The following is a 22,293-nucleotide window of genomic DNA, read 5'->3' as shown; positions in this document are numbered from 1 at the left end:
AGAAAAAGTGTACATTAGACAATAACAAACATACGTTTCGTTTAAGGGGGAGGATACCCAGACTTAACTCTCTAACTTGGGACGTTTTAGTGAAAAAAGGAAGGAGTAAAATTACTTTTCTTATTTTTAATAATTATGGAACAGCACTATCTAATTGAAATGTACCATCTTATGTACTGTGTACATTAAAATTGCCCTCTTTAATAAATTTTCAAATAGTTTTATCCTTTAAGGACGAAAACTTTTGAAAGTAGGCGAAACCATAATGAACAGCACAATAGATTTGTTAAAGAATCACACATCATTCCGTTCTTTTAAAAAGGAACCAGTCTCTGATGAACAAAGAGATATGATCTTCCAAGCTGCTAGCCACACTTCTTCTTTTAGTCTCTTACAAGCAGTTTCTATTATTCGGATATCAGATCCGGAACTTCGTACAAAAGTAAAAGAACTCTGTGTTAACCAACAATATATTGAAGACGCCGGAGAATTTTGGGTATTTTGTGCAGACTTTAATCGCAATCATCAGATTGCTCCTAGTGTTGATTTGTCCTATACAGAATTTCTTTTGATAGGAACATTTGACGCGGGAATAATGGCTCAAAACGCACTAACCGCGGCTGAATCTTTAGGGTTAGGTGGGGTATACATAGGTGCTGTTAGAAGTAATATAGAAAAACTATCGAACCTTCTAGAACTACCTGAATATGTTGTTCCTTTGGTTGGTTTATGCATCGGTCATACAGAAGGAGAAAAACCCGATTCCAAGCCTAAATTACCACAAGAAATTATTATGTCTGAAAATAAGTATAAGCCATTAAACAAAGATGAACTTACTGCTTACGATGAACAAATGCGACATTATTATCAAAATAGACCATCTAGAGCCCCGTTTACAGCAAGAAAAGTAAAAGGGTGGTCAGATCACATACAAGACCATCTTGAACGTAGTTCGCTTACTTTTATGAAAGAATACTTAAATAAACAGGGTCTAGCAAAAAAATAAGAATAAAGGTCATCTAAAAAGATGGCCTTTTTTCATTATTCTATTTTACTTTACAGATAAACCTCCATCAATTACAGGTTCTGCCCCGGTTATATAAGAAGCCTCATCACTAGCAAGAAATAATGCAAGTTTAACTACTTCTTGAGAATTCCCTAATCGTTTTACAGGAACTTCTTATGCCCTTCTTGAATTTGTTCTTCACTCAAAGCGTTAGACATAATATTAGTCAGTATATGTCCTGATTGAATAAGGTTTATCCGAATTTGATCAGGCGCTAACTCAACCGCAGCAGAGCGTGTTAAAGATTGAACCGCACCTACTATAATAAAAACCAAAGATACGGATCGATAATACTATACGTTAATTGAGTTAACAATTTCATCTACTACCTCTTGGCACGTTAGGATCTGTTGAATACCGCCTGCTGATTCAGATACACTTATCGTTCCATTAACCAGGTCTCCATCTAACATGCCCGCTTCTGTAGGAATAGTTCTCAAATGCCCCATACCTGATTTAAATTCAATAAATTCCTCACTCTTTACTTGAATGATGGCTTTTTTCGTTTCAATACTTGTTGATACGGCTTCAACAAACTCAGCTGATGTGACCCATGTCATGGCAGCTGAAATAATTGGATACTCAATTCCTAGTAATTCTGTCACTATGTTATTCATAATAAATTGCTCCTTCAGTTAAGTGTTTTTTTGACTCTTATTGTTTGTACATATTTTCTGGGTAAGGTAACTCTAAATTTCCTCGAAGTGTAGTATGATCATCATATTCCCTGCGAACGATTCCTCTATCTTGCAATATAGGGACCACTAGCTTAATAAAGTCCTCAAAACCGGCAGGATATTCTTGTCTAATCAACATGATATCCATGATGCCTTCTTGATACCAATGTTCAATTTGTTCTGCTACGTTCTCCGCAGACCCTATGAATTGAGGTTTTGGTAATCTGTGACCAAATGACTCGATTTCTCTCCATTTTTCCAATGCTTCTTTCTCGGTTTCCCCCACTATTGGATTTTGAGCAGGCATGATCAGTAAATCGTTTGGAGAACGTCCTTGATCTTTAACTCTTCTTTTTAGTTCAGCCGTATATCCCTTCAAATACTCGAAATTATCTCCAGGAGCCATAATACCTTCAGCATGCTTAGCTGCTATATCCATAAAGTCTGAAGATGTTCCTGCTTGGAAAATCACAGGTCTTCCTTGTCGTGACCGACTAACATTTAATGGCCCATCCACTGAAAAGTATTTTCCGGTGTAATGTAGTGGATGCATCTTTCTTGGGTCATAAAAGATGCCTCGTTCTTTCTCACGGATAAAGGCATCATCTTCATATGAATCCCAGAGCCCCTCAACAATTTCTAGAAATTCCTTTTTCATTGGGTAAAGATCTGATTTGCTTAAATGGGAACGGCTATAATTAGCTAATCCTCCTGGATTAGATGTAATTGCGTTCCATCCGGCACGGCCATTACTAATCTTGTCGAGTGAAGAAACTTGTCTAGCCACTGTAAAGGGATCAGCATAAGAAGTGGCGATTGTCGCAGTTAAGCCAATAGAATGAGTCACCATACTTAAGGCGGACAAAATAGAGATGCCTTCAAACATACTTAGGTAATGAGGTATCATCCCAGGCCCAATGTGACTAACATCTGTTAAAAAAATCGTATCAAATTTCCCATTTTCTAGTTGTTTAGCTTTCTCTACGTAATAATCTATACTTTCACTGGCATTTGATGGCATGTCCGGGTGTCTCCAGCCCATATAATTCCACCCAACCCCATCAATAGTTCCACTGAGTTTAAGCTGTCTTTCTCTCACTTTTGAGTTCTCTCCTTTTTAAACACATAATTTATCTAGACCAACCCTAATTCATTAGCTAATAATTGATGCCCTTTCTTTCGGCTTTCTTGATCAGGATAAAAATCAGCAATGATGATTTCGTTAACTAAACTGGCTTTCGCCATTTGATAAAGCTTCTCAGCAACCGTTTCAGCACTTCCGATAACAAAACGCTCTTTGTTTCTTTCCCTAGCTCTTTCTTCAGCTAGAATATAGATGTGATTTTTGGCTTCAGTTGGTGTAGGAAAAGTAAGGTTTTTCGTTCCCGTACTCATCTGCGCCCACATTAACTCTGCAGGGCCCGCTATAAATTCAGCCTCTTCTTCGGTTTCAGCTGTGATAACAATGGTTGCCAACATGCTTTTAGGTTCACTTAAATAAGATGAAGGTTTAAACTCAGTATTGTAAGCTCTTAACATCGGAACAGCTAATTGTGGTGCAAGGTGAGCAGCAAACACAAAACCTAATCCTTTTTCAAGCGCAAACTGGAGACCACCTTCGCTTGATCCTAGCATGAACATGTCTGGTACCATTGACTTGTCACCAGGAGGGTTTATGTGGCTAAAGGGATGTGTTTCTTTAAAGTTACGGTTAAAGAAAGAAAGGAGATCATCCAGTTGTACTGGAAAATCATTTGCCTCCACTAATTCTCTAGACCGCAGCAATGCCCACTTAGTCCATCCATCCGTTCCAGAGGCCCTTCCTATACCAAGATCAATTCGCCCTGGATATAATCCTTCGAGTAGAGTAAAGTTCTCCATCACTTTTAAAGAACTATGGTTAGGCAACATAACGCCACCGGAACCTACTCGAATTTTTTTGGTATGAGCAGCTGCATGCATACTCAACATATCTGGAGAGGTACTCATCAAGTTTGTTGTATTATGGTGCTCCGTGAACCAATATCTTGAGTAGCCCAACTTCTCTGCGAATTGCACCATTTCAGTTACATTTTGAAGACTCTTTGTAGCATCACTATCTTTATATATATGAACAAAGTCCAAAATCGAAAGTTTTAGTTTGGAATTTTCGATATTCACTAATCTCAATCTCCTTTCTATGTTATGATAATAGTTAGCAAGCTAACTATTAAACCAAAAAAACCAATGCTAAACAATTATCGTTATATTGTGTTTTGGTTTGTTTCACAATCATAAATGCATTATGTTTAATTGAAAAGAAGGCAATCTAAATGGATATAGTACATTTTTATGTACTTAGCAAAGGAGAGATAAAACAATGAAGGTTTGTAACGATGGTTTTGAAAGAAAGTTTATCGAAGAAAAAAATGATATGTACGCAATAGCATTTACTCAAAATGTATTATCAGGCCGTTGGAAATATTTTATTCTATGGTACTTAAAAGGGCAGAAACGACGTTATTCCGACATCAAAGCCTTTTTAGGAGATCTATCTCAAGGTTCACTTACAAAACAGCTTAAAGAACTGGAGAGTGATGGTGTTATTAAACGTGAAGTGTATCCAGTAGTACCTCCAAAAGTAGAATACTCTCTCACCGAAAAAGGAAATAAGTTGATACCAGTCTTAGATATGATGGAGAATTTCGGTAAAGAATATGGAGAAAAAAGTAGTATCGAAACCTTATAGGAGGAATCCGTTATCAATTGACGGAAAAATAACTCCACGTTATAGTTAGGTCACTAATTAATTTTGGACGAGGAGTTTTGATATGTTAAACGATGAAATTAGAGAGCTTTTAGATAAAATATCGTCACAAACTCGACGAAGCTATAATCATTTATTACATGATCTAAATCTACATGCAGGCCAAGATAATTTATTATGTAAACTTTGGAGAAAAGACGGTTTGACTCAAGTTGAGCTTTGTAACAAGTTAAATTGCGAGGCACCAACAGTAACAAATATGGTGAAAGCTCTTGAAAAGAAAGGACTAATTATTCGACACAAAGATCCAAACGACAAAAGAATAAGTAGAATCTATCTCACTGACGCTGGAAAACAAATTGAAACCCCGGTTAGTGCGATATGGAGAAAACAGCAAGAGCGGTTACTAACGGATATTACCTTAGATGAGAGGATGCTTTTAAGAAGGCTTCTAAAGCAAATGGAAAAGAATCTTTTCTAATCAAACGTGATACGAGTTAAGCATACTCTTTTGGGGAGCCTCCTTTTCATTCCAGATATCCTTTTCCCATTCATCTGCAAGATCAATAAATTTATTAAACTCCATAAGAAGGTGTAGTAAATATTTTGCCTACAGGGATTTAATATTGTTACCATTTCTATTATCTATGTAGTAGGTCGCATGTGTGTGACGTAATAGGTGAGTGTGGACATTAATCATTGTTTTTTTCCTTAGTGTCCCTTGTAGTATTGGCTATTCAGTGAAAAACTATATTAAACATAGTAGACTTATTTATTTAGATCCTTTCCACACAACTAAAGGACATGCCTGCTTTCACAAACATGTCCTTCATCCTAATTATTTAAAATCTAAAACAATGATATTCACAGAATTTGCCGATAAAGGTACGACTGCACAATTGTCATCCAGTTTGATTTCCGTTTCGGAAGGAACAACTAGTTCTGCGTTCTTTTTATTAACATTCGGTGTATTGACAAGTGATTCCTCCCCTGTCACGGTGATCATTCTACCTGTAGTACCCACATCTAAATCCTTCAACGAGATTTTCGTTGTTTTTTCAAATGGATCAGCATTGACTAGCTTTACATAGACGTGTTGATCGTCTTTGGTAACCGAGTTGAAAATGTCTCGGTTATACGCTTCTAACTTGTAATCCAACACCTTGCTAGTAAACGTTCCGTCCGTGTAAGAACAGATGAGACGATCCCCAGTTTCCCCACCATAATGAACGGATATGGTGTATGGAGTGTGATCTGCTAGTTCTTCATAACAGCTTGCTCTTAAATTGCCTGCTGCTGTACTTGATGAATAGTCGCCTAACACATAACCTTCAATGCCCTGCTTGTGAACCTTCACACCAGTGGCATTTCCGTTATAACCTACTGCGTATTCGAGAACGTCCTTGTTCTCCGGTGAAATATCCGTCAAGCCCACACCTACATAAAAACCGTCTGCGCCGGATGCTTTTGTCGCTTGCACCTCGACCTTATAGTTGGTCCAGCTTTCGTTGATGATATAGAGTCCGTTTAATCCTCCGCTTTGTGCCTGTAAAATCAGACCTTTTTCCGGATCAATCATGTATCCAACTGAACCTGGGATCATCTCCCATGCCGAATTCAGTTCCTTTGTGAAGTCTTGGTCGAGTAACACCGTACCACTTATATGATCGATTACTTTCACATGCTTCACATGGACTTCGGCATTACCAGCTGCAATTTCAATTCCTCCACGTGGTGTAAGTTCTGTCAGATTTCCATTTTGGTAAGTCGAGAACGAAGTATTCAACAATTTTGTGCCCAGGTATTTCGCAAATAGATGCTGGACGTAGTAATTTGGTGTGTACCAAACCGTTTCATCGTCAAACCAAATGAGATCCGGTGTCCATCGATAGGTTCCGTCCGTCAATACTTTGTTAAATAATGGCGCATAGGCTGCTAATCTGACGACATCAGAATTGTTTTCAAAACCAGTCATCAAAACTGCTTCGGCAATAGCACCTGCCAATGTATTCTTATCAGTTGAGGCAAATTCGCCAACGAAAACCTTTGAAATTTCGGATTCATTGATGCTACCGTCCGGCTGATAAGCTCGGTAATAATAGTTGTATCTGTCCGCATTGTTTAACAAATACTCGTTGGAGCGGTAATAATGCTCGTCAGCAATCGTATCCATGTAATTTGCTTGTTTTTCATACCATGTGACCGTTTCTTCGATATTCGTCTTGCCGTCGGTAAAGTTCACGGTTTCCGAACCTGTCATATTGCCACTTAGGAACTTCCAGCCTTCTTGATAGGCGTCATCATCCGCTTGCGCACCGACCGTTGAAATGATGTGCAATTCATAACCTGGATATTGTTTGTCCATGTATTCATCAATGGCTGCTTTAAAGTATTCAAAGTTCGCAAAAAACTCTGTGCCCCAGTTTTCATTACCGACTCCCAAATAGTGTAGGTCAAACGGTGCTTCGTGACCCATCTTCTTCCGTAAAGCAGCCCACTCGTTCTGTTCAAAATCAGTGTTTATAGCAAAATCGATTAAATCTGTAAAACTCTTAACAAAATTATCTCTCAGTTCTCCACCTGCTGGATTGACATAATTCGAACGAGCCTGGCAAAGCACGCCACATGCCATGACAGGAAGAGGAGTAGCATTCAGGTCTTCGGCTAATTGGAAATACTCCATATAGCCTAATCCCATGGTCATCATATAACCCCAAACATTAAAGTTTTCTTTCCGTATCTCGATATCACCCACAGAGTCTTTCCATTCGTATACGTTATCCCAAATATAGGAGCCCTCTGAAATACATCCGCCAGGGAAACGCAGGAATGTCGGATGCAAGTCAACTAGTGCATTGACCAAATCTTTTCGCAAACGATAGTTCGTATTCCCTTGATAATTAACATGAGCGGTGTTCGATCTCTCTTCTTTACCGGCACCCCAGACATCTTGTGGCATCAAAGAAACCATGTCGATCGAAATGTCACCATTAAAGGTTAAAGCAAGCTGACCTAGTAATGTTTTTGAACCAGTCAAGACAACCTTAGAATCAACACCATACTTTTTCCACGTGTTACCACTCTCAACCTGTACGGTAACTGTGTCACTAATCGATTCGCCGTCCTGATCTTGCAGCTGCAATGTGATGCTTCCGGCAGCTTCCGCTTTCGCCCATATTGTCAATTCATATTGATCACCTTGTTTAATAAACATCGCACAGTGATGATTCGAATCGGTAAAGCCTTTATTTACTATCGTACTGCCGTTCGGTGCTGTAATATAGTGAGAATTGACATCTTTATCGGAAATGCCAAAATAGTCGTTCAATCCACCCGTATTTTTTATCGATACTTTATCAACATCCCCAAACCAAGCGTGCAGTGGTTCATGGTTTCTACCTGTCGAACAACCGCACTCACCGGAAGCATGTGAATACGTATCGAATACGAACGATTCAAAGGAACGATTTTGCACAAGCTCTGCATAAATCCCGCCGTCCGCTGCGTTGTTGATGTCTTCATAAAATAGGCCGTATAACGTCTTACTGATATCTAAAACATCTTGGCTACCGTCAATCGTTAAGAGATGGGATGGGATTCCAGTCGGAAGAACCGAAACTGTAAAATCTTTTTCGATCGTATCATTTCCTCTACTTAAGAAGGCAGTTAAGGTTACGCCTTTTGGTGTGTGGATATCTACTACTACTCCATCATTCGATAACGCTTCCAAATTACTGGATTTCCAGGCTACTGTCACCTTGCCGCCCATTAGTGAAGAAGGCAATGAAAGATCCTTTGATACGATTGTTATCGGAAATGATAAATATTTATCTTTGGCAAGTTGAACAATTTCTACATCTGTAAGGGATTCACACATCACCTCGATGACTTCGTCTTGCGTTAAGCCTGCTTTGTAGACACGGAAGTCAGATAGCGAACCGTTAAAATCCTCGTCCGCTTCATGTTGTGATTTTCCTATGTAATTATGACTATAATTGGACTGATCTGAGAACGTTTCAAACCAATGACGTAGTTTCGCATAGGTCCCACTTGAAGTCTGGCTAATCGAACCATCTGCAGCAATTTCACCATTCACATATACGACAGGACCTGCGCTACTTAAGGTACCACCTTCCGTACCGCTAACCGACATGGCGACATGGATCCATTCTCCCGAAGAGAATGTTCTTCCGGCATCTGCAACGAGGTCATCTCCTGCAAAACAAGTGCCACGTAAATTCCGCGTCAAGAATAGATATGGTCCTGTGGAACCTTTACCGAAATCGAAAATTCTTTCCCATACATTCGTGCCTTTTTTCAAATAAACCCACGTACTTACAGTAATACCTGTATGATCATTGATATCTTTAAGTAAACCAGAAGGTAGCTTCATAAATGAAGTGCCGTTTTTTCCTCCTGCAAGAGAAACAGCTGTTCTGCCGCCAACTGATTCAACGATAGGTTTTGTTAGTCCTTCTGTTATTGCATCATTGCCATTCCCTGTGCTGTCTTTTCCTACATTGTCGGGATTATCAAAAGAAAAGTGAGCAATAATACGGTCTTCAAATGAAATGTTTCTACTGTTTTGTTTCATGAAAGCTCTCCTTTGCCAGAACAATATTGTACGTACTACTTCCCATTCCCACTAACCAACTCATATGGATCAGGTGGAAATAAATTAAAATATATACTTACAACTATTATAATAGCAAACTAGCTAATTTTCCATTAGAATTAACTTTTTTTCGAATATTCACTAATATCCTTTATTTATCAACGTTTAAAAACAAAAAAAGAAGGTAACGCTTTGCGTGCGTGATTCCTTTTCATATTTTTTACAAACATAATAGATAAAGTTAAATCATGTACGCACATGTTTGTATTTACAAAAGAAATAGCTGTGTTTCTTGGTATTTTACCTTTTAATTGGGGTCATACCAACAAATCGGATTTACAACGTTAAGGGAATTTCAATATAAAAAGCCCACTTTGAATTTAGATCAAAGTTGGGCCATCCTTGAAAAAGTGGATACGAAACAAATCTACATTTTATCCCCTACTTGTTCTTCGAGGTGACTGGTATAAGCACTGTACCGATTAGTACCTGTCAGCCCATCCATTGCTGCAATTCCACCTCAGGCCTATCTACTTCGACTCTCCGCTATGCTCCCGAAATCGAACAGTTGATCCTCCTCAGCGCTGTCGGTGGCGGTGATACTATAGGTGGTTCACAAAGTCAGATCACTTCTTTTTCTTCTGTGACCATGACGCCGACAGAGTTGAAGTCAATGAACTTCTTTTCATCGGGTTGAACTTTTTGCAGGTAGTTGTCCGATGAGAAGAACGCATCATGGTCGGCCCAACTTTCGAACCAGATTTCCGTAAGCCCATCATACACTGGCTCCGGATAGCCCTCTGCAGCAACCGTGTGAGACACCACATATTTTCGGACATACTTCTTGGCCTCTGGGATCGAGGAAAATAGAGGAGCGTGGTTAAATCGATGATATTCTACGAACTTATCAAGACTCATCCCCTCGATCCGATTGATCATATATACGAACTTTATCATGTCGTTTTCCACCTTTCTGTAAAAGTTGAGAGATGAACTCTCAAAACTGAGCAATGATTGAATAACAGATCTAAAACTGATTTATTTGACTTTACTCTGTAAAGTCAACCTCTCGTTGTTCAGTTTTCAAAGATCAACTTCGTTTTTCATTAGGGCCTTCTGTTCAGACAATTTGGTCCAAGATCACCGGAATAATCTACTCTGACGTTCTTAACAAAAAAACTGATCATAGCAAAAATGTAAACCTTCCAAACATTAATCACCTGTTTTACACTTGTTCGAATAAATTATTATATTTCTATAAACATAGAAATATAAGTCAAAAAAATTACATTAACAGATAGGGCGCAAATTTTTCAGCCACTTCGCGGTTCAGGCTGTAATAGATAAATGTTCCTTCTTTTCGCGATTGAAGTAATCCGCACTCCGACAACTGCTTCAAATGATGCGATAATGTCGAGTTGGCGACGTTTTTCAACTTCTCCCCCAGCGAGACACAGCATTGGTCCGACTCGCTCGCAAGAATTTGGACGATATTGAGCCGTGTCGGCTCCCCCAGCGCTTTATATACTTTTACGGCTTCGCGCGTCTCCGGACTGCCTTCCATGCACAATCCCCTCGCTTTCTATGCATAATTCCTTAATTCTAAATCTATAGAAATATGGTACGATTTTTTTTCTAAATTGTAAATAGCCCCTCCGAAAAAATATTATTACGTTTTGCATCATATGTCACCTTTAGGATGGGAACATATCAATTTACTAAGAGAATATCATTTTAATTCGGAGAAAGTGGTCTCATTAGATTCTTCAAGACCACTGAAGCTTTCTTAGCGTTGTTAAAAATGGGGGAATCTTTTTGGAAATGAGCTTAGCGTTGTAAAAACGCGGAAAACATACGCTAAGAGAATTTTGAGATGAAAAAAGCCGATTTTCGTTACGCTAAGAGGGTAACATCAGGAAAATACGATATACAACGGTAAGGAAATCTATATATATAAAATCCTAATTTCTCGCTTTCAACACCGAGAAATTAGGATTTAGTTACTCCATTAAAGTGCCCGATTACTGAATAAGCATAAATTTATTGCGGAAGATTAAGTTGCCATGAGATACCAAATTTATCATTTATCCATCCGAATTTTTTACTAAAGCCATAATTATCTAATGACATAAGGGCCTGCCCATCAAAAATAAGTTTTTCATAAAAGCTGTCAATTTCATTTTCAGAATCACAAGTAATAAAAAATGAAAATGAAGGTGTAAAAGTAAATTGATGTTTAACATGGCTGTCAAAACACATAAATTCTTGCCCTTTTATTGAAAAAGTCGCTTCATTTACTGTTCCTTCTTTTCCAGTTTCATTTGCTCCGTAGCGTTTAATGCTTATAATTTCTGAATCCTCAAAAATTGATATATAATAGTTCATTGCTTCTTCTGCGTTGTCATTTTGAAACATTAAGAATGGTGTAACCTTTTCCATATAAATCGACTCCTTATTTTCAATCATTCTTTTCAATCAAAATAAAATTTGCTTAGAAACATGACCCGTTTGTCCAAAATCGAGTTCGCTGAGACACCTTTTATTTACTTAAACAATTTTTAACCTTTATAGCTAATTTCCCCTGTCTCAACTAACTCCTTAAGGCCCATGAACATTAAATTCCAACCATGTTCAGTTTGATCGTGATACTCTTCAAGAGCTTTTCCGATATCGGTTTTGGTCCAATTTTCTTCATGAGGAACAATGATGTTTTGGGTAAAAGTCATTTCACAGCCTTGTTTAAGTTCTTTTAACTCAACAGTAATTGTATCAACTGTATCGCTAAACTGCGGCATTTCAAAAGTAAACACTATTTTTTGGTGTGGATCGATTTCCATGTATTCCCCGATTGCTCGATAATCTTTTCCAACTCGATGATCAACAATTTCCCAGTTTCCTCCTACTTGAGGATTATTTTGTGCAACCTTATTTGTCCCTTCCAATGTAAATAACCATTTTCTCATCATCTCAGGGTTCAACCATGCATCAAAAACTCTTTCAGGTGCTACATTAAAATTTCTTATCATTTTTAAAGTGGTTGTTGAATAGTTGTTCATCTTAATACTCCTTTATGTAATTTATTGTTCTTTCTTTTTTGCTTTCAATAACTCATTCTCAAGAAGATCAAAAGGCTCTGTTAATTCCGACATTGTCCTTTCTTTTTGAGCCATCATATGAACCATTTGTATTTGTTGAATCAGCTTAAGCATGAAAAATTTCATTTAACTTATCATGATATGGTAAACTATGTAGTTAAATATAAAATATTCTACCAATATTAATTACCCTTTTACTAAAGAGAAATAAATTTCGGTTACTCCACAATCTGGCCCGTTTCTTGAATCGTTACAGACTTTCTGCAAGTTCTTTAATGGTTGTTTTTGCAGTATTGGCAAATTCAACAGAGGCATCGTAATACATTTGCCCATCTTTAATAAGGGAGAAATCGCCAATAATTATTTTTAGTAAAGTCTTGTTACCGTTTGCTTGAAGATTGAAATGGTAGGCAACGTCTCCTTCATTAGGTTTAATTTCCCATCCAGTACCGTAGAGTGCGATTACTAATTCATTCTCTTCATCAGCTTTAATCAGTTTTGTTATGGACTGTTCTCCATTAGGAAGATCCCATACCACTTTACTTCCGGTTGTCATACGTTCTTGGGGGTAATCTTCAGGGAGGTCATCCCACTGAGCTACGTAGGTAGGATTAACAAGAATCTCCCATACACTAGCAGTTGGTGCATTAATTAAAATTTTGTTATGAACAGTTAGTTCTTTACTCATTTTAAAATCTCCTTTATCAATGACATGTTAGCTTTCCCTAAAAATTATAACACGAAACAGAACGTATGTACGAATACAAAGAAACTTACTGTTGTTCCAGCCATGCATTCGTTAATTTAAGATCATCAACTTGTTTAACTCTTGCACCCAATAGTTGGAAACTCTTATTAAACGTAAGGAATCTACTTCATCTAAAGTAAAAGATAGAAGAATTTGTTGAGCAACTAAATATAAAGAAAACTCCTAATAAGGGATTATCTTTTCAATCGTTAAAGACATTGGATATTCTTCTGTCAGATTATTATGAGCACTGGGTATTAACGTAAAGGTTACTTTCTTCCGAACTTTTAGGTTCTGAACTTTCCAAGGAGAACCTGGTGTATATCATTGTAAGAGCTTATCCTCATTTGAAATAGCATTCCAAACTGTTTCTTTATCTCCATTTACCAAAACAGAACTTATACCTGAAGATTATCCATCACCATACCTCCTGAAATGAATCTATTTTTATATAATCATATACGGGACAATCAAATCCTTATTCCACTTAGCGTATGTTTTCCGAGTTTTGTCGGTAAGACTCCAATTAGATCTAGAAAAACCCATGATTATGTTGCATATTTAATGAACCCTATTCTACGTGTTTGTTACTATAGTAGACTTAGCAATTACGATAAAATAATTTAATCTTAATACTCTCTAACATGCATTACCCCGTTCTGGTTTTAAGATGGGGGTTAATAAATGTATACCACTTTCCCAGTATTTACACAGCATTAAAATAAATTCAAGTATATCTAGATATTTTCCGTTGCTAATGTTTATTTAATTTGCTACTATACAATTAACGAACGTTCGTTAAATTAATGTGAGGTGATATGATTGAAAATCGATGAAATTAAGAATGCAGCGCTAAAATATTTTACCATTCATGGTTATGAAGGAGCATCCCTTTCTCAAATTACGGAAGAAGTCGGCATGAAAAAACAATCCATTTACGCCCATTTTAAAGGAAAGGATGATCTTTTTCTGCAAGTTTTACGTGATGCGAAAGAGACTGAGCTATCATCAAAACTTCAATATTTCAGTAAAATTAGCGCAAAAAATCCCGAAAAAGACTTATACGGATTTCTACAATTGGTCATCGATCTTTTTCAAAAAAATGAGCAGTTAACGTTTTGGCTACGTATGTCCTTTTTTCCACCTGCACATCTTAGAAAAGCAATCGATAAGGAAGTAATCGATATCGAGGAGAAAGTACAGGTGATATTGGAAAATAAATTTCAGGAATGGATCGATACGAAACAAATCATCCAAGATGTAGCAAAAACTCCAACCTACGCCTTCTTAGGAGTAGTCGATTCCATTATGCTAGAGCTTGTATACGGTAATGATGAGAATCGGTTGAAGGATAAATTAGATGCTTCATGGACTGTATTTTGGAGAGGTATTTCACAGCAATGATTCTTATAGAAAGGCTATTTTCGTAAGAATTGTTGTGACCGCAGAAGTAAGTAATTTAAGCTTAAAATAAAGTTTGCAAGCTCTTTTCTCGCGAATAAGATTATTTTGCAACAGCGAATAGCTCAACCAATGAAAAGCAACAATGTTTGAGAAAAGAGTCTACAGAAAAGAGATGTTGGCATATGAAGAAAACAATCAAAGAACAAAAATCAGTATTAATTATCCTTTTAAGCAATCTATTCATTGCATTCTTAGGAATTGGACTCATCGTCCCTGTTATGCCTTCTATTATGAATATCATGGATTTATCAGGAAAAACGATGGGCTACCTTGTCGCCTTATTTGCGGTGGCACAATTAATTATGTCACCATTTGCAGGACGTTGGGTTGACCGTTATGGCAGAAAGAAAATTATCATAATCGGCTTGTTGCTATTTGGTATTTCAGAACTTATCTTTGGTTTAGGCACGAATGTGTCGGTGCTTTATTTATCAAGGATTCTAGGGGGAATTAGTGCCGCCTTTATTATGCCAGGTGTTACGGCATATGTAGCTGATATAACATTCGTTGAGGAACGGGCTAAAGCAATGGGCTATATTTCTGCAGCAATTAGTACTGGCTTTATAATAGGGCCAGGTATCGGTGGCTTTCTGGCAGAATATGGTGTGCGGTTGCCCTTCTTCGTTGCAGCAGGCATCGCCTTTTTAGCATGTATATCATCATTATTTATTCTAAAAGAGCCACTAACTAAGGAACAGCTTGCAGAAATTTCTGCTAAGACAAAGCAAACAAACTTTATAAGTGACTTAAAAAAATCACTTAATCCGGTTTACTTTATTGCATTTATCATTGTTTTTGTACTTGCTTTTGGTTTATCAGCATATGAAACGATATTTAGCCTATTTTCTGATCATAAATTTGGCTTCTCTCCGAAGGACATTGCTGCCATTATTACGATAAGCTCGATCTTCGGCGTTGTTGTTCAAGTATTTGTGTTTGGAAAATTGGTAGATAAACTTGGTGAAAAGAAACTGATTCAATTATGTTTAATTGTAGGTGGTATATTTGCTGTGGCGTCCACCATAGTCTCTAGCTTTCTAGCAGTTCTAGCTGTAACTTGCTTCATTTTCCTTGCATTTGACTTGCTTCGTCCAGCATTAACTACATTTCTATCAAAAGCTGCTGGGAAAGAGCAAGGATTTGTCGCTGGAATGAACTCAACCTATACAAGCTTAGGTAATATCGGTGGGCCAGCGGTAGGTGGGATATTATTTGACGTAAACATCCACTACCCTTATCTTTTCGCCGCTGTCATTATGGTCGTTGGCCTCGGTATTACAGTCATGTGGAAAGAAAACCAATTGGCAGAAAGCTTAGCGAAATAACTAGAAAAAGCAACTTCAGTTCTAATTAAGTCGTTCATTTTGTGGAGTAACATACAAATATCATATTAATTAGCAGACCAAATCACATAAGATTTGGTCTATTCTTATTCTCTTTCCCCCTACTTGTTTATATCTTAATCAAATGGTGGCTTCGCCCAATCTGTATCTGGTTCATAATCCCACCATTAAACCTAGGAGATTTACAGCATCAATCGAAAAAGCAAGATAAATGCGAAAAATGGAAGAAATAACTGATATTCCTATACTTGCTCCTTTGTTTAAGAATGAATTTTTTTAAAGGGTGCTGAACGGAGAACAAGGGGGCTACATTGCAACAAAATGCAGTACTGGGGAGTAGTCCATTACGTATTAGAGATGTTATCGAACATATTATAAATAACGTTGAAAGCACAATTAGGGTTGAAGAGCTTGTGGAAATAGCAAATATGAGTGTGGCTGCTCTAACAAGCACTTTAAAGAGGTTCCTGCTAGGAGTCCGACAATACCAAAAACATCTGAGTCTTCAGGTATCCAATGTAGCTTTTCGAGTTGGCTATGAAAGTCCTTCTCAATTTAGTCGTGAATATTCGCACATGTTTGGGTTACCATCAAGAGAAGATATTAAGCGTTTAAGAAAGATTCATGAAAAAACAATAAATGCATGAATCTCCCTCTTTGGGGATTTATGCATTTATTGTTTGTGAAGGAGTGTACGTAAACTAGTCGAGTAGAAGGGTCCTAAATTACGATTAGGTACGCTAATAACAACGGAATTAAGCATACTATCATACATTTTCCGTTCCACTAGAATTAATACTATTTTGATTAATAACTTCACCTAACTTCTCAGCCTGATTATTTTCATCAGGTGGAGTCATCCCAGATTTCTTTTCGAAATAAATGGCAATACCTCCAATAATAACAACAGGTATCAGAAAAAATAACCAAATCATAATAACACCTCCATCACATAACTTAATCTTTATCCTATCATTTATTTTTACTTTTTTTACAATTTTTCCTTAAATTAATCTCCGCTTTTAGTTTAATACGACTTTTCACCACTTCCAAAGTTTACTGTTGTAATGAAAAAATTTAAAAATGAAATATCGGGACCGACCTATCATTTTTCCATCTGAGAAATCAAGTCCTGTTGCACTAAAAACTAATATTATAGTATTATTGAAATTCCTAAATTACATTTTTTTATTGTACATCCTTGTATGAGACTTTATATTCAATGAAGTAGTACAAAAATCCTTTTTGAACTATCCTGCCATGTTCAATAAATAACAAAAGGAGTCGCTTGTAACAACTCCATACTGCCCGTTTTTCCACCAAGAAAATTATTGAAATCATAACTGGATATCATCGTGAACCTTTACCCTTCTTCCGTTGAGATAGTATTTCAAAAAGAGATATTAACAGCACAATCTAATGGAAACTATTACTAAACGATAATCAAGGGGCCAATTCACCGCATAGGAATTTCCATAGCAACGCCTACTCGAACTCTATCACCCGTTTACTAAGACATAGTTAGTTTATAGGAAGAAACCAAACATCCTCATCTCCATATACATCTCCTGTGGGAAGAAAGCCAAAACGTTTATATAATTCACAAGCACTTTCGTTATCTTTAAATACGGTTAGACGGATTTCTTTACAATTGGGAAACCTATTTGCTATCCAATGAACCATCTCAGACAGTGCGGCCCTACCATATCCTTTACCCTGATAACTTTTATCAATTATGAATCCGTTAATCCAATACATATCCGTCGTATCTTCATCGTAAGCATGCATGATAAAACCAACCATTCTCTCTTTGTCATAGATGGCAAATGGCAAATAAACGATGTTATCCCCGTCTGGTTTAATATAAACCTTGGCAAGTGATACGGATACTGGCGGTACAAAGTTCCTTTGCTGTTTCTTAACTTTTAGCGCTATTGCCTCTTCCCAATTTTCTCTCGTAACACGTTTCAAATGTACTTTCATAAATTTCACCTCTCATCATAATCAGACATTACCTCTTTAGTAAATTCACGATTGACACTGAAATACCTTGTTAATAGATTAGTAGGATTTTAAGTTATCGCTCCCTTTTCCCCTTGTTCACAGCGTACGTGCGACCTTCATTGCATACGGGGTTTCAACTAATCCAATTATTCAGTCTATGTATTAAGCAGACGAATGCTTTTCTGGTCTTCTGTTAAGAATGTGGACACTCAAATTTGAGACCTTTCTTAATAAAACCACTACCGCACTTCGTTTGCTGGGACACTAGAAATAATCACTCAAAATACAGATTGATCATTCTAGTATCAAATGGCTAATTTATGAGATTTTTCAGATCTGATTGTTGATGATTTCTCGTAAAGTGATTAGGTGAACAATATCCCATAGTAGAGTGTTAAGCTTCTTGTTATAGAAATTACTTATATAATGATTAACGGATTTTATTGCTTGAGCAAGAGTTTTTAAGCGCTTACTCTAAATTAAATCTTTCTTAAATGTGGCATGAAATAATTCTTTCCAAGAGTTATCATAGGATTCCCTTTTCAACTAGTTTATTAAACTCACGATCCATAGTCTGTGAGTTTTTTCCCCCTTTAAAACAAACTTACAACTTTTTATACCTAAAGAGTTATGCAAAAATATGCCTTTTTTCTAAGAGGCATGTATTCTGCCCTATCATTTAATAGATTTATTGCATTTACTATAGTAATAAATATAGATGGCATACTAGTAGGATTGGGAAGAATCCTAGAACTTTTAAGGAGGTGAGAAAATGAGTTTAGAAAAGATAAAAGGTTCTTATGACGCCGCTTTCAGTTTAGGGCATCTTTGTCTGGCAGCCCTTCAGCTTCAAAAATTTAATTTAAGACCCTTTTCAGGAGTTTTGGATTGGGTGGCAACCCCCTCTTTAACAAATGTTAATAGGCTTTTACAGAATCGATTTACCGGTTTTATGGAACCGTCCAATTTAAAAGTGATTGGACATGCAACCGAATTGGATCTCCTCGTAAAAGATGAAGCCTATAATATTGTATTCAACCACGATTTTAAAACAAACCAAAATACAGTGTCCCATTTAGCTGCTTACCCTGAAGTTAAGCAGAAATATGACAGACGTGTTCAGCGGTTTTTAGAAAAAATGGACACCAGCAAACGAATTCTCTTTATTAGAACAGAAGGTACTTTTCAAGAGGTCCAAGCACTTGAATCCATTTTATTAAGAATGGTTAAAAATGATTTTCATATACTTGTTGTCAATCATACAAATGTCAAAAACATGACTGAAATTAATTGGCCTTTACAGAAGGTCTCTGCAATTGAACTCCCTAATGGAGAGATCTGGAATGCCAATGATAATTTTTGGGCAAAGATATTTAAAGGGGTTCATGTAAGTGTTTAGACTTATTCGCAAAAAGAGAATATAGATATTAAGCTTCATTTAAACAACCTTATTCATTTAGGTTGATTTTTTTATGGGTGGTCTATTTTTTAAACCCTGCCCTCCTCTTCTCATCTTAACTCGGCTAATAAATAACAATATTCTACTAAAAGGTAACAAATTCCTTCTTAAACAAACCTGCCACTATAGTTCAACTAGATCCCACAGAATCTGCAATTTCTACTAAGATTTTTGCAGTGACTTTATCTGAAACGCTCTTGTCAATATTTAATATATACTGCCAATTATCTTTTTCAAATGCCAAAAGATTAAATCCTTCTGCAATTTTGGTACTATAAATTGCTTTAGATCCATCTTTTAATTTAAAGGTATTATCAATATGCTTATCATTGAATTCTAATCTATACTTTGATGGTTTGATCCAAATCATATAATGATTATTTGTAGAATCTTTATTTATGTATTCAATTTCAATTGAATCATTTATTTCTCCATTTGAATTAGTAAATCTCCCAAAGCTATGTGTAAAAGAAACTGGTGGTAGATACCTACATGATCTATTCTATTGATCTTCATATCTCATACCACCTAATTTCCATTTATTTTGCAATATCCAGTATTCTTGTTCTTGATATGTTTGTTTTAATTCGCTAAAAACCGTAAATATCCTTCTTCAACTCCTGATAGCCATCCATACAGAAGAATTCGTCGCTGCACCACAGAGAAAAACATATGTCGAACTGTCCTTACTGATTCTTAATCCAGTCAATCCAATCCATAGTTCCATTAATTGCGGCTTCTTTGGTTTTTCATTTGTCGGAGTTATAGAAGTTTATTTTCATAGTAGTTCAATAGAAAAAGAGATGCTTCGTTGTTACTGAAGTATCTCACCCTTTGGTTGAAGTATATGGTTACAATTTATTTAAAAACATTCTTACACTATAGAATATATCTTCTTTCTCAGTTAGGACCTCAAAGCCATTTTTAACCACATTTTTCGTTCCTTCATCAAGTTGCTCTTTAACCCACTGGTCTGTTACTACTCCGTATTCTACCTCTAAGCCATTATCATAGAAGATTCTTAGAGAGGTCAAAATCCCCCATTCTTCAAGTGTACTACTTTCAATATTACCGAAACTAAAATCGTTTTTAATATTCTCTAAAGTAAAGTCTTTATCTGTAGAAATAATAGTTAAATCAACATCTGAATTTGAATGAAAGTCACCTCTTGCAAATGAACCCACAACTGCCACACCTTTTATATCGTTTTGTTGCTGGGTCCATCCCTTAAAATTTTCCAGTAATAAATTTACCTTCTTTTCAATTTCCATAGTTACCCAACCTTATAATCATTTATAAAAAAATTTTAACATTTATACAACTATCCTGCCCTTTAGTTCAGCAAGAAGTTCATCACCCTAATCTTGAAGTAAGCACCTTTTAGTTGAAGAACAAAATATCAATTTACTGGTTTGATACATCACGATTAAGTATTTATTTATTTTTAAGATTTTCCGTTTCCTTTTCCGAATTTTCAACCCTTCTCTTCTTTAAATCAATATTTTCTTCTACTTTATTCACATCATTAAATTGGCCAGAAATGGAGTCTCCCAGGACAACCCTTATTCATACTGATAGGTAAGGGTTTGACATTATTGCTCCCTTTTCCCCCTGTTCACACCGAACGTAAGACTTTCATCTCATACGGCGTCCAACAAAACTAATTCAATTTAATCATTATTTTTGATATTATCATATCTTCCGTATCTCAATTCTTCTGTTCAAAAAGTCGGTGCCTCCCTTAGGAGGTGAATCTCAATAAGTCTCTCAAGAACTTTATTAACCGATAAGGATGCTTTACATGATTTAATTAAATCTTCCTTATTCAAGTGCCAATCCTACGAAAAACAATAATCTTTGCGAAAACAACCTTTTATTATTTGTTCATCTCCCCAAAAGTGCCACAGCCATTTATTTATTTCAGCAGCTTTAAATTCAGCTCCAATTATTCCTACTTTATCTTTTTGTCCAACTAGCTTATCTCCAGTTGATGTTTCGAATTCAGGGGATAAATCCCACTGTTTAGTATCTTCTAATACTGAACTGACTTTTGTTGGATTAACGATAGTATTTTCTTTGTTGTCCTGAGAACAACCAGTAATAAGTAAAATTACAAGTAGACACACACTACAAAGTGTTTTTCTTAATCCTGAATCCTTCCTTTTAAAATATAATTTCATTTAAATTCTCTATCTTTACACATTTACTCTTAAATTAAGGGGTGCTAATCTTTTGTATTAAACTACCCTACCTAAGCTCAACGTTTCAAATGAATACTGTATACAAAACTAGTTTACATAATCAGATGTTATCGGCATTGAAAAAGATCTTTGACAGGAAGATCCTTTTAGCTGTTTCTTTCACTAACATCACCTTTTATATTAATTTGTGGTTGATGTTAAATTATTAATTTTCCAATGTGCTTCGACAGGATCAATAGAACTTACAACATAAAACATGTATTCATCGACAACACTTGGAACTACAAAAGAAACATCCAATGTCACAGATTCGTTTGGTTGGATTTGAACGGTTGATGGGTCTTTGTCAGGAAGAACTTGTCCTTCATAAGACTTGTCCCCTGGTTCTTCACGTAATTCAAACTGTAGTTCCGAAGGGTCAACTGTCTTTTCGTCATCACGAACATTTTTCACAGTAAAACTAACAACGACAGAATAACGATTGTTAGATGTAGATTCTTCTTCTGGTTTTACTCTTTCAGTATAAGCACTATTTACCTTTGTGCCATAATAACCACCTTTAGCTCCTTCACCATAAAGCAGAATTCCCTTTTCTAATCGTTCAATACGTTCTTGTTCGTCGTCAGATATTACTACTTGACCTTGTTCGTTATCTTTATTCATTGTGTTCGTTTCCGAACTTGTTTCAACTTTTGTTTCTTCCTTTTTCTCGCTACAAGCCGTCAAAATACTTCCAATCGCAAAAGTTATAATCATTACATTTACAAACCTTTTCATAAAATATTTCTCCTTATACCAACATTAGAAACTTTAGATAAATCAATTTTAAAAGATTCGGATTTATAGTCTTTTCCATCATCGTCTGTCCATTTAAC

General features: G+C 36.3%; 24 protein-coding genes and 1 pseudogene. 7 read left to right on the top strand and 18 right to left on the bottom strand.

The features are described from left to right. Positions 1–265 precede the first annotated feature (265 nt). On the top strand, positions 266–1,006 hold the full coding sequence (nfsA, locus tag AC6CHR_RS06165; protein WP_498247657.1) for an oxygen-insensitive NADPH nitroreductase: 741 nt from the start codon (positions 266–268) through the stop codon (positions 1,004–1,006). A 45-nt stretch (positions 1,007–1,051) separates the two neighbouring features. Here nfsA and AC6CHR_RS06160 read toward each other — a convergent pair. The 5 genes and pseudogenes from AC6CHR_RS06160 to AC6CHR_RS06140 form a co-directional block, all read right to left on the bottom strand. Beyond that, positions 1,052–1,165: pseudogene (locus AC6CHR_RS06160) on the bottom strand (SDR family oxidoreductase); the annotation flags it as partial. Between the two features lie 2 nt (positions 1,166–1,167). After that, positions 1,168–1,341, bottom strand: a complete 174-nt coding sequence (locus AC6CHR_RS06155) for an SDR family oxidoreductase (protein ID WP_498247656.1) — start codon at positions 1,339–1,341, stop codon at positions 1,168–1,170. An 18-nt stretch (positions 1,342–1,359) separates the two neighbouring features. Continuing rightward, complete coding sequence (locus AC6CHR_RS06150; RefSeq protein ID WP_498247655.1) at positions 1,360–1,683, bottom strand: hypothetical protein; 324 nt, start codon at positions 1,681–1,683, stop codon at positions 1,360–1,362. A gap of 37 nt (positions 1,684–1,720) precedes the next feature. Beyond that, positions 1,721–2,842 carry an NtaA/DmoA family FMN-dependent monooxygenase gene (locus AC6CHR_RS06145; protein ID WP_498247654.1) on the bottom strand — a complete coding sequence of 374 codons (1,122 nt, stop codon included), beginning with the start codon at positions 2,840–2,842 and terminating at the stop codon, positions 1,721–1,723. A gap of 35 nt (positions 2,843–2,877) precedes the next feature. Continuing rightward, positions 2,878–3,903 carry an LLM class flavin-dependent oxidoreductase gene (locus AC6CHR_RS06140; protein ID WP_498247653.1) on the bottom strand — a complete coding sequence of 342 codons (1,026 nt, stop codon included), beginning with the start codon at positions 3,901–3,903 and terminating at the stop codon, positions 2,878–2,880. A gap of 199 nt (positions 3,904–4,102) precedes the next feature. Between AC6CHR_RS06140 and AC6CHR_RS06135 the strand changes: the two genes are divergently transcribed. Together AC6CHR_RS06135 and AC6CHR_RS06130 are read left to right on the top strand one after the other, a co-directional pair. Further along, positions 4,103–4,471, top strand: coding sequence for a winged helix-turn-helix transcriptional regulator (locus tag AC6CHR_RS06135; protein ID WP_498247652.1), 369 nt, complete (start codon positions 4,103–4,105; stop codon positions 4,469–4,471). Positions 4,472–4,553: 82 nt separating this feature from the next. Next, positions 4,554–4,970, top strand: coding sequence for a MarR family winged helix-turn-helix transcriptional regulator (locus tag AC6CHR_RS06130; RefSeq protein WP_498247650.1), 417 nt, complete (start codon positions 4,554–4,556; stop codon positions 4,968–4,970). A gap of 357 nt (positions 4,971–5,327) precedes the next feature. Here AC6CHR_RS06130 and AC6CHR_RS06125 read toward each other — a convergent pair whose 3' ends face one another. From AC6CHR_RS06125 to AC6CHR_RS06095, 7 genes are all read right to left on the bottom strand, one after another. After that, positions 5,328–9,083 carry an alpha-L-arabinofuranosidase family protein gene (locus tag AC6CHR_RS06125; protein WP_498247649.1) on the bottom strand — a complete coding sequence of 1,252 codons (3,756 nt, stop codon included), beginning with the start codon at positions 9,081–9,083 and terminating at the stop codon, positions 5,328–5,330. Positions 9,084–9,725: 642 nt separating this feature from the next. Beyond that, positions 9,726–10,061, bottom strand: coding sequence for an EthD domain-containing protein (locus AC6CHR_RS06120; RefSeq protein WP_498247648.1), 336 nt, complete (start codon positions 10,059–10,061; stop codon positions 9,726–9,728). Positions 10,062–10,389: 328 nt separating this feature from the next. Beyond that, complete coding sequence (locus AC6CHR_RS06115; protein ID WP_498247647.1) at positions 10,390–10,668, bottom strand: ArsR/SmtB family transcription factor; 279 nt, start codon at positions 10,666–10,668, stop codon at positions 10,390–10,392. Between the two features lie 476 nt (positions 10,669–11,144). Continuing rightward, positions 11,145–11,543: a VOC family protein gene (locus tag AC6CHR_RS06110; protein ID WP_498247646.1), complete on the bottom strand. Its 399-nt coding sequence runs from the start codon at positions 11,541–11,543 to the stop codon at positions 11,145–11,147. A 119-nt stretch (positions 11,544–11,662) separates the two neighbouring features. Continuing rightward, positions 11,663–12,160 carry an SRPBCC family protein gene (locus tag AC6CHR_RS06105; RefSeq protein ID WP_498247645.1) on the bottom strand — a complete coding sequence of 166 codons (498 nt, stop codon included), beginning with the start codon at positions 12,158–12,160 and terminating at the stop codon, positions 11,663–11,665. 21 nt (positions 12,161–12,181) lie between these two features. Continuing rightward, positions 12,182–12,313 carry a hypothetical protein gene (locus AC6CHR_RS06100; protein WP_498247644.1) on the bottom strand — a complete coding sequence of 44 codons (132 nt, stop codon included), beginning with the start codon at positions 12,311–12,313 and terminating at the stop codon, positions 12,182–12,184. Positions 12,314–12,449: 136 nt separating this feature from the next. Next, entirely contained in the window at positions 12,450–12,887 is a 438-nt protein-coding gene (locus AC6CHR_RS06095; RefSeq protein WP_498247643.1) for an SRPBCC family protein, read from the bottom strand. Between the two features lie 882 nt (positions 12,888–13,769). Between AC6CHR_RS06095 and AC6CHR_RS06090 the strand changes: the two genes are divergently transcribed. The 3 genes from AC6CHR_RS06090 (at position 13,770) to AC6CHR_RS06080 (ending at position 16,401) form a co-directional block, all read left to right on the top strand. Then, positions 13,770–14,351 (top strand): TetR/AcrR family transcriptional regulator, encoded by a 582-nt coding sequence (locus AC6CHR_RS06090; protein WP_498247641.1) that lies wholly within the window; start codon positions 13,770–13,772, stop codon positions 14,349–14,351. Between the two features lie 146 nt (positions 14,352–14,497). Next, entirely contained in the window at positions 14,498–15,736 is a 1,239-nt protein-coding gene (locus AC6CHR_RS06085) for an MFS transporter (RefSeq protein ID WP_498247640.1), read from the top strand. Positions 15,737–16,065: 329 nt separating this feature from the next. Then, positions 16,066–16,401 (top strand): hypothetical protein, encoded by a 336-nt coding sequence (locus AC6CHR_RS06080; protein WP_498247639.1) that lies wholly within the window; start codon positions 16,066–16,068, stop codon positions 16,399–16,401. Positions 16,402–16,521: 120 nt separating this feature from the next. Here AC6CHR_RS06080 and AC6CHR_RS06075 read toward each other — a convergent pair whose 3' ends face one another. Continuing rightward, entirely contained in the window at positions 16,522–16,689 is a 168-nt protein-coding gene (locus AC6CHR_RS06075) for a hypothetical protein (RefSeq protein WP_498247638.1), read from the bottom strand. Between the two features lie 586 nt (positions 16,690–17,275). Beyond that, a complete protein-coding gene (locus tag AC6CHR_RS06070; protein ID WP_498247637.1) occupies positions 17,276–17,737 on the bottom strand; it encodes a GNAT family N-acetyltransferase in 462 nt (153 codons plus the stop codon). A 793-nt stretch (positions 17,738–18,530) separates the two neighbouring features. On the opposite strand from AC6CHR_RS06070, the gene AC6CHR_RS06065 reads away from it, so the two are divergent. Then, positions 18,531–19,157 carry a DUF1796 family putative cysteine peptidase gene (locus AC6CHR_RS06065; RefSeq protein WP_498247636.1) on the top strand — a complete coding sequence of 209 codons (627 nt, stop codon included), beginning with the start codon at positions 18,531–18,533 and terminating at the stop codon, positions 19,155–19,157. A 190-nt stretch (positions 19,158–19,347) separates the two neighbouring features. Here AC6CHR_RS06065 and AC6CHR_RS06060 read toward each other — a convergent pair whose 3' ends face one another. The 4 genes from AC6CHR_RS06060 to AC6CHR_RS06045 all read right to left on the bottom strand — a co-directional run bounded on the left by AC6CHR_RS06060 (position 19,348) and on the right by AC6CHR_RS06045 (position 22,195). Then, positions 19,348–19,587: a hypothetical protein gene (locus tag AC6CHR_RS06060; protein WP_498247635.1), complete on the bottom strand. Its 240-nt coding sequence runs from the start codon at positions 19,585–19,587 to the stop codon at positions 19,348–19,350. A 481-nt stretch (positions 19,588–20,068) separates the two neighbouring features. After that, on the bottom strand, positions 20,069–20,488 hold the full coding sequence (locus AC6CHR_RS06055) for a nucleotidyltransferase domain-containing protein (protein WP_498247634.1): 420 nt from the start codon (positions 20,486–20,488) through the stop codon (positions 20,069–20,071). A 567-nt stretch (positions 20,489–21,055) separates the two neighbouring features. Beyond that, the gene (locus AC6CHR_RS06050; protein WP_498247633.1) at positions 21,056–21,397 is read right to left on the bottom strand and encodes a DUF4871 domain-containing protein; all 342 of its coding nucleotides are present in this window, start codon (positions 21,395–21,397) and stop codon (positions 21,056–21,058) included. 201 nt (positions 21,398–21,598) lie between these two features. Then, positions 21,599–22,195 carry a DUF4352 domain-containing protein gene (locus AC6CHR_RS06045; protein WP_498247632.1) on the bottom strand — a complete coding sequence of 199 codons (597 nt, stop codon included), beginning with the start codon at positions 22,193–22,195 and terminating at the stop codon, positions 21,599–21,601. Positions 22,196–22,293: the final 98 nt, after the last annotated feature.

This window comes from Metabacillus sp. GQ13 (genome assembly GCF_059758525.1).
Note: the sequence above shows the minus strand (reverse complement) of the source record. Positions and strands in the feature narration are given on the sequence as shown.